Annotated in this window: 11 protein-coding genes and 6 pseudogenes; 9 read left to right on the top strand and 8 right to left on the bottom strand. The window is 69.3% G+C overall.

Annotation, left to right across the window (positions count from 1 at the left end; translation table 11 throughout):
* Nucleotides 1-85, top strand: a pseudogene (locus tag AB0873_RS30210) (ABC transporter permease); the annotation flags it as partial.
* Nucleotides 86-200: 115 nt separating this feature from the next.
* Here AB0873_RS30210 and AB0873_RS30205 read toward each other — a convergent pair.
* Nucleotides 201-344, bottom strand: a pseudogene (locus AB0873_RS30205) (IS110 family transposase); the annotation flags it as partial.
* 96 nt (nucleotides 345-440) lie between these two features.
* A pseudogene (locus AB0873_RS30200) lies at nucleotides 441-572 on the bottom strand (IS5/IS1182 family transposase); the annotation flags it as partial.
* Nucleotides 573-741: 169 nt separating this feature from the next.
* On the opposite strand from AB0873_RS30200, the gene AB0873_RS30195 reads away from it, so the two are divergent.
* Complete coding sequence (locus tag AB0873_RS30195; protein ID WP_366604010.1) at nucleotides 742-933, top strand: DUF4158 domain-containing protein; 192 nt, start codon at nucleotides 742-744, stop codon at nucleotides 931-933.
* A gap of 617 nt (nucleotides 934-1,550) precedes the next feature.
* On the opposite strand, the gene AB0873_RS30190 is transcribed toward AB0873_RS30195, so the two are convergent.
* Complete coding sequence (locus AB0873_RS30190; protein ID WP_366604008.1) at nucleotides 1,551-2,150, bottom strand: helix-turn-helix domain-containing protein; 600 nt, start codon at nucleotides 2,148-2,150, stop codon at nucleotides 1,551-1,553.
* Between the two features lie 41 nt (nucleotides 2,151-2,191).
* Between AB0873_RS30190 and AB0873_RS30185 the strand changes: the two genes are divergently transcribed.
* Both AB0873_RS30185 and AB0873_RS30180 read left to right on the top strand, forming a co-directional pair.
* Entirely contained in the window at nucleotides 2,192-3,550 is a 1,359-nt protein-coding gene (locus tag AB0873_RS30185; protein WP_366604006.1) for a M14 family zinc carboxypeptidase, read from the top strand.
* Nucleotides 3,507-3,983 carry a PPOX class F420-dependent oxidoreductase gene (locus AB0873_RS30180; RefSeq protein WP_366604005.1) on the top strand — a complete coding sequence of 159 codons (477 nt, stop codon included), beginning with the start codon at nucleotides 3,507-3,509 and terminating at the stop codon, nucleotides 3,981-3,983. The genes AB0873_RS30185 and AB0873_RS30180 overlap by 44 nt, the downstream gene beginning before the upstream one ends.
* 154 nt (nucleotides 3,984-4,137) lie before the next feature.
* On the opposite strand, the pseudogene AB0873_RS30175 reads toward AB0873_RS30180, so the two are convergent.
* The 3 genes and pseudogenes from AB0873_RS30175 to AB0873_RS30165 form a co-directional block, all read right to left on the bottom strand.
* A pseudogene (locus AB0873_RS30175) lies at nucleotides 4,138-5,553 on the bottom strand (IS1182 family transposase); the annotation flags it as partial.
* Between the two features lie 136 nt (nucleotides 5,554-5,689).
* Entirely contained in the window at nucleotides 5,690-6,310 is a 621-nt protein-coding gene (locus tag AB0873_RS30170) for a GNAT family N-acetyltransferase (RefSeq protein WP_366604003.1), read from the bottom strand.
* Nucleotides 6,311-6,546: 236 nt separating this feature from the next.
* Nucleotides 6,547-6,741, bottom strand: coding sequence for a hypothetical protein (locus AB0873_RS30165; protein WP_366604001.1), 195 nt, complete (start codon nucleotides 6,739-6,741; stop codon nucleotides 6,547-6,549).
* A gap of 54 nt (nucleotides 6,742-6,795) precedes the next feature.
* Here AB0873_RS30165 and AB0873_RS30160 point away from each other — a divergent pair.
* The 3 genes and pseudogenes from AB0873_RS30160 (at nucleotide 6,796) to AB0873_RS30150 (ending at nucleotide 10,540) form a co-directional block, all read left to right on the top strand.
* Nucleotides 6,796-8,415 (top strand): annotated as a pseudogene (locus AB0873_RS30160) (Mu transposase C-terminal domain-containing protein).
* Entirely contained in the window at nucleotides 8,409-9,323 is a 915-nt protein-coding gene (locus AB0873_RS30155; protein ID WP_366604000.1) for a TniB family NTP-binding protein, read from the top strand. The pseudogene AB0873_RS30160 and the gene AB0873_RS30155 overlap by 7 nt, the downstream one beginning before the upstream one ends.
* Nucleotides 9,320-10,540, top strand: a complete 1,221-nt coding sequence (locus AB0873_RS30150) for a TniQ family protein (RefSeq protein ID WP_366603998.1) — start codon at nucleotides 9,320-9,322, stop codon at nucleotides 10,538-10,540. Before AB0873_RS30155 ends, AB0873_RS30150 begins: the two co-directional genes overlap by 4 nt.
* Here the strand turns inward: AB0873_RS30150 and AB0873_RS30145 are convergent.
* Nucleotides 10,510-11,070 (bottom strand): recombinase family protein, encoded by a 561-nt coding sequence (locus tag AB0873_RS30145; RefSeq protein WP_366603996.1) that lies wholly within the window; start codon nucleotides 11,068-11,070, stop codon nucleotides 10,510-10,512. The genes AB0873_RS30150 and AB0873_RS30145 overlap by 31 nt on opposite strands.
* 238 nt (nucleotides 11,071-11,308) lie before the next feature.
* On the opposite strand from AB0873_RS30145, the gene AB0873_RS30140 reads away from it, so the two are divergent.
* Nucleotides 11,309-11,719 (top strand): hypothetical protein, encoded by a 411-nt coding sequence (locus AB0873_RS30140; protein WP_366603994.1) that lies wholly within the window; start codon nucleotides 11,309-11,311, stop codon nucleotides 11,717-11,719.
* 408 nt (nucleotides 11,720-12,127) lie between these two features.
* Here the strand turns inward: AB0873_RS30140 and AB0873_RS30135 are convergent, their stop codons facing one another.
* Entirely contained in the window at nucleotides 12,128-12,685 is a 558-nt protein-coding gene (locus AB0873_RS30135; protein WP_366603992.1) for a hypothetical protein, read from the bottom strand.
* Between the two features lie 139 nt (nucleotides 12,686-12,824).
* Here AB0873_RS30135 and AB0873_RS30130 point away from each other — a divergent pair.
* Nucleotides 12,825-13,151 (top strand): annotated as a pseudogene (locus AB0873_RS30130) (hypothetical protein); the annotation flags it as partial.

Raw genomic sequence — 13,151 nt, 5'->3', positions numbered from 1 at the left:
CGCCCTGGTGCTCGCCGCGTGGTGCGTCGTCGGCCTGGCGCTCTGCCTGACCACCTTCCGCTGGACCACCAAGCGCGACGGCTGACCCCCGCGGGACGGCCCCGGCACCGCCCGCCGGACGCCCCCGGCGGCGAGCGCGGCGCCCAGCGGCGCACGCCAGTAGGCCCCGCGCTTGGGGAGACCTCCGGTAGCGCGAAGAGTCAAGCGGCGGCCGGTTGCGGAATGGCGAACGCCTTGGCTGGGTCGTAGAGGCTGCCGGTCTGTAGGCAGTGGTGAAGTTGGCCGATGAGGCGGTTGAACAGGTGGCGTAGTGCGGCGGCGTGCCGGTCGCCGCGGTGGCGCCGGTGGTCGTAGGAAGTGTCTCGTCGACCTTGGGTGAGGTCGCGTAGCCAGATCTTCATCGTGGCGATGTCGACTGTGGCCCGGTACATGTAGTCGCGCTTGTCGTACCTGGTCGCGACCGCCCGGAACTGCTTGAGCTTGTTGAACGCGCGTTCGGCGGTGTTGCGTTGCTTGTAGCGCTCCCGGTCGAACGCGGGTGGCCGACCGCCGCGGGAACCTTTCTTGCGGCGGTTGGCCGCCTGGTCGGCCTTGATGGGGGCCAACCGGAGTACGCCGGAAACCGGCAATAGGCGGTTCTGACCTGGGCTGAGCTGGGGATGTTCCTCTTGGTATTGATGTTGGTTAGAGTCTGCGTCGGCGCGGGGGCCTTTGTCCGGTTGGTGATCGGGTGGTGGCTTCGTGGCGTCGATCGAGAGGACCGCGTATCCGCGGTTGAAGCGCATGGTGTCGGCGCGGGAGTTGCACGACGCGTTCACGCCGATGGTTGATGAGGTCGGGTGGGCGCGGGAGCGGACCCGATCGCCGCAGCATCTGCTGGCGCTGGTGGTGCTGCTGAAGACGTATCACCGGTTGGGTTGCTACAGATCTTGAATGGCCAGGTTTGTCCACTGTGGCTCGGCGTGTCGGCGTGATCTTTGGGACGCAAAGGCGTAGGCCGAGGTGATGAGGTATCCCGACGGAGGTGGATTGTCCGCGCGGGGGCGGGCCAAGCGTGAGGCGGTGCGACGGCAGGCCGCCGGGTGGTTCGCCCAGGACCCCTCGGGCGGGACGACAACCGCCACGACTTCACCGTCCCGGGACAACGGCACCGAAACTCCGGACTGCACCGCATCCATGATGTCGGCCAACGCCAGCTCAATCGGGGTGCTATCGATGTACTCGCGGTCCGCGTCCGGGTGTCTCATGCCGCGAGCGTAGCCCGTCTGCCGATCCATCACGTAGGCGCGCTCTACGTAGGTACGCCGAGTCTCACCTGTCCTCCGTCGACTGATGCGCGACGCTCGTCAGCCAACTGATCCGCGACATGCGCGCGGATCGCGGCTCAGATCAGCGCGCCGACGTCGGGCGCCTCAGTGTGGCCGCACGGAGTATGAACTGGCGGTCGTCGTCGCTGCGGCGGCTATGTAGGACCTTCCTGGCATGGTCATCTCAGCGGACACCGACACGGTGGCGTGCAGGCTGACACCACTTCATACCGGGGCTGCGGGTCAGGGTGGCCCGAGCACGTGCCGGGTGGTCAGGGCGCGGGCGGTGTCGGCGAAGTACTGTTCGGGAGCCGCTTCTGTCAGGCCGAGGATGACGCGCTGGCTCAGGCCGGCCAGGAGAGCACGCAGTGCCGTGGCCAGGCGCCGGGCTTGTTGGGGGGTGAGAGGGGTCCCCTGGTGGGGTCGGCCGGTGAACAACGCGGCCAGTCGTTCCTCGTGGGCTTGGACGGATGCAGCCAGTTTGGGCTGCAAGTCGGGGTCGTGTCGTGCCAGGTCCAGCAGGCTGATTTCGAACGACAGCTGGCGCTGGGCGTCGGGGTCGTCGCACAAGCGTCGGAAGTAGCGGGCGAAGCTGTCCACTGCGTCGGTGAGGTCCATGCCGGCGGGGACGGCGTGTTCGAAGCCGTCGTAGTGCGGGCCGAGGTAGTCGGTGACCAGCGCGATCAGCAGTTTGTTCTTGCTGCCGAACAGCGAGTAGATGGCGCCGGTGGTCAGCCCCGCTTCTTCGGCGATCTCTTCAAGCCTGGCCCGGTGACCGTCTCTGGACACGATCCGGCGGGCGGCATCAAGCAGGGCCCGCTGGTTGCGCTCCTTCGACTCCACCCTTGTCCTTCTCATAGCGCGATTATTACCGTAGTCTCATTATGAATGTTGCCGAGTGCATGCGCCGCGTCCCTGGCTATACCAGGTTCCCGTCGGTCGACGCCCTGCACGCCGAGTTAAAGGACATGGTTGACGCCCGCCCCGACGTGCTGCGACTGCGCCGGATCGGCACCTCGCGGCTGGGCGAACGACTGCACGTCCTGACGGTCGCAGGCGGGCCGGCAGACGCCGTCGTGATCGCCGGGCCGCACCCCAACGAGCCGGTCGGATCCCTGACCGCCCTCACCTTGATCAGGCTGCTTTGCGAGGACCCACGACTGCGGGCCGAGCTGGGCGTTCGCTGGCACGTCGCGGCGTGCGCAGACCCCGACGGCGCGCGTCTGAACGAAGGCTGGTACGGCCGGCCGGGCGACCGCCGCGCCTACATCGAACACTTCTTCCGCCCCGATCTGGCCGAGCAGGTCGAGTGGACGTTCCCGCTGACCGCCAACGACTACACCTTCGACCGCCCGCTGCCGGAGACGCTGGCTTTGATGAACCTGATCGACGAGGTGCGCCCGTCGCTGGTCTGCTCCCTGCACAACGGCGAATACCAGGGCGCGTTCTTCTACCTCAACCAGAATGACGCGGCGCTCGCGCAGCGGCTGGCCAGCCTGCCTGGTCTGGAAGGCCTCCCACTGCATCACGGCGAACCAGAGCTGCCCGGCGTCGAACCGATCGTTCCCGCCGTCTACCGGACTCCCGACGGTGCGCAGGTGGCTGCGGCCTTCAGCGCCGGCGGCAGCAGCGCCGACTACGTTGCCCGGTTCGGCACACTCCACCTGGTCACCGAGGTGCCTTACTGGACCGACGCTCGCGTGTCCGACCAACGTCCGAGTGGCCGCACCTACCGCGAAGTCGTTACCAAGGGCGCGGCGGCTCGACGCGAGCTGATCGACACGCTACAAGTGAGCATGCGGGCCGTTGCGGACGACCTGCGCGCGTGCTCGCCGTTTCGCCGGTCGATCGAGAGCACGCTGCAATCCGTCAGCACGCTCAGCGAGATGGAGACGGCAGCGCCCGATCTGGACCGCCCGACCACGGTCGCCGAGGAGTTCGGCAACCGCCAGATGACACACCTGCTGCGGCTTCGCCTACTTGCGACCTTCCTGCGCATGCTCAACGCAGAGCTGGCCGCCGGCAACCACACCCCGGCCATACGCGAGGAGCGCCGCCTGCTTGCCGAGCGCCTCGACAGATGGTACGGCGAGGCCGAGGCCGACTCGCCCGGCTCCCCGATCGAGCTGCGCAAGCTGGTCGCTGTGCAGCTGGCCGCCATCCTGACCACCGCCGCCCACCTGCGACAGACAGCCCTTCGTGGGGAACAGATTGCCGCCACCGGCAAGCCACACCCCCTCTAAATCAGGAGAACATGCGTTGGATCTCGCACCGGCCCGGAAGTTTCTACACACCCACCACCACGCCGTGCTCAGCACCTTCCGCGCGGACGGCCGCCCCCACCTGTCGCCCGTCCTCCTCGCACTCGACGGCGCCCACCGCGTCGTACTGAGCACGACGCAAACCCGAGTCAAGACGCGTAACCTCCGGCGAGACCCCCGCGTGGCGGCCTGCGTCTTCACCGACCGGTTCTTTGGCCCGTGGGTCCAGGTCGAGGGCAAAGCCGAGATTCTCACCCCGGACGAAGGCCTGGACGCCGAGGCGCTCACCAACCTGCACCGCGCCCTCAGCGACGAACGTCCCGACTGGGAGACATTCATCGCAGACATCCACGCCGACGGCCGCCTCGTGATCCGCTTCGCCATCGAACGCGCCAGCGGCACCGCCGAACCATGATCGGATGCACTCATCTCGGCTAGGAGCGTGGGTCGGTAACGAGCAAGCCGTCGAGGGTTGGTGGTCGGATCTCTGGCGGTCTGGGGTTTGTCGGCGGTGTCGGGGCGGGTGCGGGGTGTGGTTGCAGTGGAGGGTGATGGTGCCGCCTGGGCGCTCAGGCTCGGGCGGCGGCCAGTCCGGGGGTTCCGACCTGCCCGAAGATCTTTCGCAGGTTGTGGCATGCGGCGAGTAGCCGCCATTCTGCGCGGGCGCCTGCTTCGCCGCGTAGCAGGAGTCTGCGGCCGTCTTGGCAGGTCATGATTTGCCCGAAGACGGGTTCGACGATGGCTTTGCGTTGGGCGTAGGCAGCGCGTCCGGTTTTGGTGCGCAGTTTGCGGGCCATGCGCTCACGCGCTGTGGCGTCGGCCGGGATGCGTCCGCGCGGGGCGGGGCTGACGCGTTCGTCGTGGGACAGGCGGCCGGTGGCCATGAAGGTGTCGGTGCCGTGTTCTTCCTTGCGCTCGGCTGCGGCCTGAAGGTTCGCCTCGGAGCAGTAGCCCGCGTCGAGGAGCGCCTGACGTGCGTGGATTCCGGTGTTTGCGGCGGATTGGTCGAGCATGGCGGTGTAGTTGAGTGCGTCGGCGGGGTTGGTCGTGACGTCGGCGGCGGTGATGATCTGGTGCGCGTCGTCCACCATGGCCTGGGCGTTGTAGGCCTGGATGAACGCGCCGGCCCCGTTCTTCATGATGCGCGATTCGGGGTCGGTGAAGTTGGCCTGCGCCTTGTCCTTCGGCCGCGCGGTTTCGGCCGCCAGGTCGCCGGCTTCGGCCACCGCTTCGGGTTCGTCGGTCCCGGCACGCTTGTGGCGTCGCCGCTCCTTGTCCTCGGCGTGCTTGCGGGCCTTCTCGGCGGCCTCGGCCTCGATCTGCGCGCGGGCGGTCTGCAACTTGGCCAGGCGCTTTTCCCTGCGGTCGAGTCCGGCGGGCAGGTCAGTGTCCTTGCCGTCGGGCCCGAACCGCTCGTCCTCGGCGGCATCGAGAGCCTCGGCATCGGCCAGCAGGCCGGCGGCCGCCGCCTCGAGGCCGGCGATCTCGGCTTCGAGGCGTTCTTCCTTCTCCACCAGCCGGTTGTAGCTCATCGCCTTGTGCTTGGAGGCGTTGGCCTGCAGTTTCGTGCCGTCGAGTGCGACGCGGCCCATCTTGACCATGCCCAGTCGCTGCGCCAGGCGCAGCGACTGGGTGAAGATCGCGGCCAGGGCGTCCAGGTGCCGGGCCCTGAACCGGGATATCGACCGGTAGTCCGGCCCCGCCCCCGCCCCCAGATAGCGGAAGGCCACATCATCGGTGCACTTGCGCTCGATCGCCCGCGACGAGCGCACTCCGGTGGTGTACCCGTAGATCAGCAGCCGGACCATCAACCGCGGGTCATACGGCGGGAACCCGCGCTTCTCGGTGTAGGACGCCAGGATCGGGCCCAGGTCGAGCACCTCGTCGACCAGTTCGGCCACGAATCGGGCCAGATGCCCCTCGGGCAGCCACTCATCCAGTGACGGCGGCAGCATCAGCATCTGATCGGGGACGAACGCCCGGAAGGTCTTCTTCACCGCCACCGTCGGCGCGGTTTCCGGCTTCACCACCGCCGCCGGATCCAACTCGAACAGGCCAATCCCACCAGACATACCAACATTCTCCCGTTCGTAAGATCACGAACAGGAGGCGGCGTCAAGCTCAATCGCCTGATCGACTGCCGAGATCCGCAGACAGCGCCGCGTAGATGTACTCGCTGCCCCAGCGATCCCCGTCGAGGTCGTTCTCGATTAGGTGCGCCTCCCGGCGCATCCCGAGGCGCTCACAGACCCGCACAGACCCGGTGTTCTCCACATCCAGCCGTGCGTAGAGCCGGTGCACGCCCAACGTGTCGAAGGCAAACCCGGCCAGCGCCGCGGCCGCCTCGGTCGCGTAGCCGTGCCCCTGGTGACGTGGGTGGAGAGTCCAGCCGATCTCGGCCTGGGCGGCGCGGGCATCGGCCAGGGCAAGGCTCACCTCGCCAAGAACGCCGGGCTCATCGCGTCGGCAGACAGCGAGCGCCAGCTTGTCCCCGTCGGCGCGCCAGGCCGTCTGCGCCGCGCGCTCGGCGGCAACCTGCCCGCTGCGCTCACGCGTGTGCACCGGCCGGTACAAGTAGCGCGCCACGCTCGGCAGGCTCTGGTAGGCGTACAGGTCGTCGGCGTCGCCAGGAGTGAACAGACGCAGCGACAACCGGGCCGTGGTCAACGGCAGCAGCGAAGCGACTTCCATGCGGACCCCCGGGACGCGGATGTGGATCAAGTTGCGGACCGATTTTCGCATCACGACTGCCCGGCAGCCACGCCTTTTCAAGAGCAGCGCTCGGCAGCCGCACTTCACCACGAGGAGCGGCATTCCAGCAGTTGTTTACTGACCCACGCTCCTGTCTGCCGGCGACGAGCCGCGATAACGCTCGCGCCACCGGACGGGGCACACCGAGACTGGCGTGCCCCATCCGGTGGTCAACAGTGGTCAGTGCCCATCGTCAGGTCGCGAGGTGGCGGCTGGCGGCGCCCTGCTTACGCGGCTTGGGCGTCCGGGATCACCATCCGGAAGGGGTAGGTGTATTCGGCGCCACAGCCGGCGCACCAGGCGCGGAAGAGCGCGCTGGTCGGGGTGTCGGCCTCGGCGGGTTCGACTTCGTGTCGCACGCCCTCGATCACGACGTGCAGCCGCGGCCACCGGATCAGGCAGATGCACGCGGAAGCGTTCATGCCGACACCTCGTCGCGGGCCGGGCCGGGATCCTGAGCCCGCCACTCGCGCGGCTTGGCGCCGGTGGCCTCGGCCACCTGGGCGACGTCGCGGTGACCGTAGGCGGTGCGCACCCCGGAGACGGACATGCCAGCGGCGGCGGCGAGGTCACCGAGCGTGTACGGGCGGGGTTGGACGAACTCGCGGCCGTAGGCGATCAGCTCGCGGATCCGCTGCTCCGGCCTGGCATCCGATCTGATCCCCGGCCGGTCCAGTGGTGGCCGGGGCCGCGAACTCCTGCCGGAACCGGTCGAGACGGTGATGCGCGAGGTGCTGCGCAGCAAGTACGTGTCCCGGCAGCGCCGCTCGCTGGCGGCGGTCCACCGCGAGGTCGCCCACCGATGCCGCGCCCAGGGGCTGCGGGTGCCGTCGCGGGGCACCCTCGCTCGGCGGGCGGCCCGGCTGGATCCGGTGGCCACCACGACCGCCCGGCAGGGCCCGGACGCGGCGCGGGCGTTGCAGGCTGCCGGTGGGAGCCGCCGCCGGTGACCGCGATCCTGCAACAGGTGCAGATGGATCACACGCCGGTGGATCTGATCGTGGTCGACGACCGGCATCGGCTGCCGATCGGCCGGCCGTACCTGACCGCGGCGATCGACGTGTTCAGCCGCTGCGTGATCGGCCTAGTCGTGACCCTGGAGGCGCCGTCGGCGCTGTCGGTCGGGTTGTGCCTGACGCACGGGGTGCTGGACAAACGCGACTGGCTGGAGCGGCTCGGCGTGGAGGCGGTGTGGCCGATGAGCGGCAAGCCGCTGGAGATCTACGTCGACAACGCGGCCGAGTTCCGGGGCGAGGCGCTACGCCGCGGCTGCGAGCAGCACGGCATCAAGCTGAAGTGGCGGCCGCCGGGCCGCCCCCACTTCGGCGGGATCATCGAGCGGGTCATCGGCACGATGATGCAGCTGGTCCACGAACTGCCGGGCACCACGTTCTCCAACCCGCGCCAGCGCGGCGACTACGACTCCGACAGCAAGGCGGTGCTCACCGTCCGGGAGCTGGAACGGTGGCTGGCCCTGGCGGTGGCCTCCTACCACGGGCAGCTGCACTCCACGCTGGGACAGACCCCGGCCGCGGTCTGGGCCGCCGGAACCACGGTGACCCCGCCGACTACGGTGACCGGCGAGACGGCGTTCGTGGTGGACTTCCTGCCGGTGCTCCGCCGGACGCTGACCCGCACCGGGTTCGTCATCGATCACGTGCGGTACTTCAGCGACGCGCTCAAGCCGTGGATCGCCCGCCGCGACCGCCTCAACCGGTTCGTGCTGCGCCGCGACCCGCGCGACCTGAGCCGGATCTGGGTGCTCGACCCCGACGGAGACGCCTACCTGGAAGGTGCCGTACCGGACCCTGGCCCACCCGCCGGTCACCCTGTGGGAGCAGCAGGCCGCCGTCGCCCGGCTGCGGGAGCAGGGCCGCGCCCAGGTCGACGAGACCGCGCTGTTCCGGATGGTCGAGCAGATGCGCACAATCACCGACACCGCCGCGGCGACCACCCGCCGGGCCCGGCGCGACGCGCAACGCCGCGCCGCAGCCCCGGCGGCCCGGGTCGCGGCGCCCCGCAGTGTCGTGCCACCGCCCGAACCGGCCGGACCGGTGGCGGCTGCGGAACCGTTCGCGGTGATCGAGGAATGGTGACCCCCGGCGAGGAGACCACGGACCTGGCCCATCTGCATCCCGGTGCCCGGCCGGTGGCGCTGCTGCCGGCCGAGGAGCGGCTGCGGCATGTGCGCGCCGAACGGTGGATCGGCTACTCCCGCGCGGCCGAAGCCGTGGACCGGCTGGAGGAACTGCTCGTGTGGCCGGCCCGGCAGCGGATGCCGAACCTGCTGCTGATCGGCCCGACCAACAACGGCAAGTCGATGATCGTGGAGAAGTTCCGGCGCCTGCACCCGCCGATCTCGCACCCGGACCGTGAGGAGATCCCGGTGCTGGTGGTGCAGATGCCATCCGAGCCGTCAGTGATCCGCTTCTACGTCGCGGTGCTCGCCGCGCTCGGCGCACCGCTGCGGCCCCGGCAGCGTCTGGCCGAGCTCGAGCAGGTCGCCCTGGCGGTGCTGCGCGCTACCGGTGTGCGGATGCTGGTCGTCGACGAGCTGCACAACGTCCTCGCCGGCCGCGGCGACGTGCGCCGCGAGTTCCTTAACCTGATCCGGTTTCTCGGCAACGAGCTGCGGATCCCGCTGGTCGGGGTCGGCACCCGGGAGGCGTACCTGGCGATCCGTTCCGACGATCAGTTGGAGAACCGTTTCGAGCCGTTCCCGCTGCCGCCGTGGCAGCCCGGCGCCGAGGCGTGCTCGCTGCTGGCCAGCTTCGCCGCCTCGTTCCCGCTGCGCCGGCCGTCGCCGATCGCGACCGAGGAGATGGCGGTCTACCTGCTGACCCGCAGCGAGGGCACGATCGGCGAGCTGACGCGGCTGCTCACCGACGCCGCGATCGCGGCGATCGACTCCGGCGAGGAGGCCATCAACCAGCGCACCCTGCTGCTTGCCTCCTACCTCGGGCCCACCGAGCGGCGCCGGCTGTTCGAGCGGGAGCTGGTGTGACACCACGGTGGCCGCTGCACCCACCGCCCGGCCCGCTGGAAGCACTGTCGTCGTGGATCGCCCGCCTCGCCGAGCTCTACCAGCTGCCGGTGACCGAGCTGCTCACCGGCAACCTCGGCCTGGTCGGCCTCACTGTGCCCGACGACCTCGACCACGACCCGCCCACGGCCATGCTCACCGCACTCGCGGATCGGACCGGCGTCGACCTCGCCCGGATCCGGGCGACGACCCTGGCCGGCTGGCGGCCGTGGCTGCTGGACACCCTCGACGCCCCGGACCGGCAGGCCTCGTTCGACAACTACGTCCGCGCCCACTCGGTGCTGCTCGCACCGCGTGCCGGGATCGGGAACGGGCTGAGCCGGTATCGGCCCTGGCGCGGTCCGTGGCTGCCGCGGCACCGGCACCACCTGACCTGTCCGGTCTGCGCCGGTCAGCCCGGCCGGGCCCGGGCACTGTTCGACCGGCTACCGCTGATGGTCAGTTGCGCCGAGCACGGCTGCCGGCTGGAGGACGCCGCCAGCGTCAACATCGAGATGTTGTTGCACGGCGGGCTGCCGGATCCGGTGCCGGTGGCCGAGCCGCTGGTCGCCCTGGACCGCAACACCAACCAGGCGCTGCTCACCGGCCGGGTCAGTCTGCCCAGCCGGGAGGTGCACGCGGGCGTGTGGTTCCGGCTGCTGCGCACCCTGCTGCACGAGGTCAGCTTGTCACCTGACACGGTAGGCCGGCGTGACGGCAGCACGCTGGAGCTGATCTGGGAGACCGCCGGGCATCCGGTCCGGGCGGGGCTGAAGATCTGGCAGCCGTACGAGTACCTGTCGTGGCCGGTCCAGGAGATGATGCTGCACGCGGCCGCGGTCGCGGTGCAGCTGGCCGCCGATGGCCGGATCGCTGCTCGCGGCGTTCTCGGCGCTGCCATCCAGCCAGCCGCGCCGTATGGGGCGCACGACGGCGACCCGCCCTCCCCGTACCGCTCCGTCTGGCTCGGCCTCAACGCCGCAGTGCAGGAGGCACTCGACCACGCCCGAGCGGAACTTGCCAGCGCCCGGCAACTCCTGGGACTGCTTACGATGGGCAGCCGTCGCCGGGAGGTATGGGAACGGGAGGTCATCTTCCTACAGGACAACGGCGTCCCGACCGACTTCCTGCCGGGCGCCGCCGAACTGGACCGGCTCTTCCCGTGCGGTCAGCCGGTGACGGCAGCCGGGCGCAGGTAGCTGTAGACCGTCTCGCGGCTGACGCCGAACTCCTTGGCGAGCGCGGACTTCTTCTCGCCGGCGGCGACGCGCTCACGTAGCTGCTGCGCCTGCTCGGCGGTGAGCGCGGGTTTGCGGCCGGTGTAGACGCCGCGCTGCTTGGCCGCAGCGATCCCCTCGCGCTGGCGTTCCAGGATCAAGGCGCGCTCGAACTCGGCGAAGGCGCCCATGACGCTCAGCAGCAGGGTGGCCATCGGGGAGTCCTCGCCGGTGAATGTCAGGCTCTCCTTGACGAACTCCACCCGCACGCCCTTGCCGGTCAGGGTGCGCACCAGCCGGCGAAGGTCGTCGAGGTTGCGGACGAGCCGGTCCATCGAGTGCACGAGCACTGTGTCGCCGTCGCGGACGAACGCGATCATCTCGTCGAGCTTCGGCCGGGTGGTGTCCTTGCCGGACGCCTTGTCGGTGAAGACCCGCTCCACCTCGACCCCGTCGAGCTGCCGGACGGTGTTCTGGTCGACGGTACTGACCCTGACGTAGCCGACGCGCATCGCCTCGCCCTTCCCGACCGGTTATGTCAGGTTGAACTCTATGAATCCACCGGACGGACGTCAAGAAACGCCGCACAGGACCCTAATCTGACGTCCTTTGGTGCTGGTGGTGAGTGTGGTGTTGGGGTGTACCTCAAGCCGACACCCGGGTTCCGGATTCGGGGAGCCGCCGGTCACCCCCGTGCGCGGGCCGTGCGTTGTGCCATACTTCCCGCCGTGATCGAACACCGAAGGGACAGTGCCGCGTAAACGGCCTGCGGCGCTCCGCGCCGCTATCCCACGTCGCCGCCAGATACGCGAGTCGCGTGCCCACCTTCGCGGGATCTCGGGCAAGGTCGTTGCCGGCATCGTCCGGCTGGAACGTCACAACAACCAGCTGCAGCCCGGCGACATCGGTAGGGCACTGCAAGGCTGGATCGCCATCGCACGCGGTCCGATGGCCGACTTCCTGGACGACTTCGGCGGATGCCCCTGCGGCTGCACGAAGGACTACCGAGAAGTGCTGGAGATCGCCTTGAGGTCGCTGCCTCGACAAGCAGCCCGGGAACTGCGCCGCCTCGTGGATGCGACCGACCAGCTCTTCCTGAGCCGAACATTGCCTGACCTATGGGCCAATCCTCATGACCCTTGGTGGAAACAGCGCATGTGACCGGGCGAGGATCACCAGTCCGTGCAGTGGACTTCAGGCATCCATGCAGGCGACCTCGAACATTGACAGGGCGGGGGTCATCTGCACGCCGGGAATCCTCGCAGAACCCTCTGTCAGAACCTCCGAGTTGTGAGAGGTGTTTTGCGAAACGCGGGCTGTGGTGAACGGCCCTCGGCGTCCGGGGTCGGCGGGTCTCGCACATCTGACCGTTTGTGAGAACGGCCGCAGCGACCCGCTCGACCCGCGGAACGTCTTTGATCTTGCTGTCGGCGTGCTCGATAATCAGTGTCGGCGGCCGCCCCCGACGAGAGTCCCAGACTGAGCTTTCGACCCTGGGCGGCCGCCGCCACCATCAGGCCGCGCAGCGAGCGCTTCGTGCAGCTCGCGGTCGCCTCGCCGGCGTAGTCGTCACAGCGGCTCCAAGTCGTCGGTGCCCTCGTCGTCCTCGTCGTCGGGGTCGGTGGCCTCGGTGCGCAGGGCCAGGGCCTCGCGCAGCCAGCCCAGCTCGTCGGGGTGCAGGACCACCGTGGTCCAGCGGGTGATCGCCACGTCGTCGTCGAGGTCGTCGGCCCCTTCGTAGTCGCCGGGCAGCCGGACCGCGATCCACACGTCCTCGCCGAGCGCGGCTGCGGCGGCGCGCAGCCGGGCCACGGTCGGCTCGGCGGTGAGACTGTGGTCGTCGCCCAGGTCGTCGAGGTCGACGCCGCACTCGTCGTCAAGGTCGTGCGCGGCGACCAGGCCGGCGGCGCAGACCACGGCCAGGCCCGGGCGCTGCTCGGCCGGCGGACGCAGGCCCTCGGCGGCAGTGCGGTGCTGCTCGTAAGCGGCCTGCGGGTGCAGGCCCACGTGCTCGCCGAGGGCCCACCAGTCGAGCCCGGCGGCGAGGGCGTCGCGGACTACCGCCGTGGCGGCGTGCTCGGCGTACTGCCGCAGCCGCCCCGCCCGCGGATCTGGCCCGGCCGGCATGAGACGGTGGCCCGTGCGGAACCGCCAATTCGGGTCGAAGGTCCCGTTGATCTAGGGGTTCCGGCCCTAACCGGGTGGGGTAGAGACGTTGACGATGTGACGAAGAGGTTTCAATCGTCAACTTCTGCTGGAGAATTTCATGAAGCGTAGGACCCTCGATCTGCTGTTGAGCATCGGTGGGCTGGGCCTGGCGGCCCTGCTACTCGTTGTCGGCCTCGTCCTGTCGTCCAACGCCGATTTCGCCAGCAGCTACGTGCATGACCAGCTCGGTGCCCAGAACATCACGTTCACGCCGGCAGAACAGCTAGACGTGGAGGAGAAGAAGGCCAAGTGCCTAATCGAGAACGCGGGGAAAAAGCTCACCACCGGCAAGCAGGCCGAGTGCTACGCCAACGAGTGCATTGGGTTGCACCTGAAGAAATTGGCCGGCGGTGAGACCTACGCCGACCTGGGTGAGCCGCAGAGC

The organism is Micromonospora sp. NPDC047707 (genome assembly GCF_040704235.1).
GTDB lineage: Bacteria > Actinomycetota > Actinomycetes > Mycobacteriales > Micromonosporaceae > Micromonospora.
Note: the sequence above shows the minus strand (reverse complement) of the source record. Positions and strands in the feature narration are given on the sequence as shown.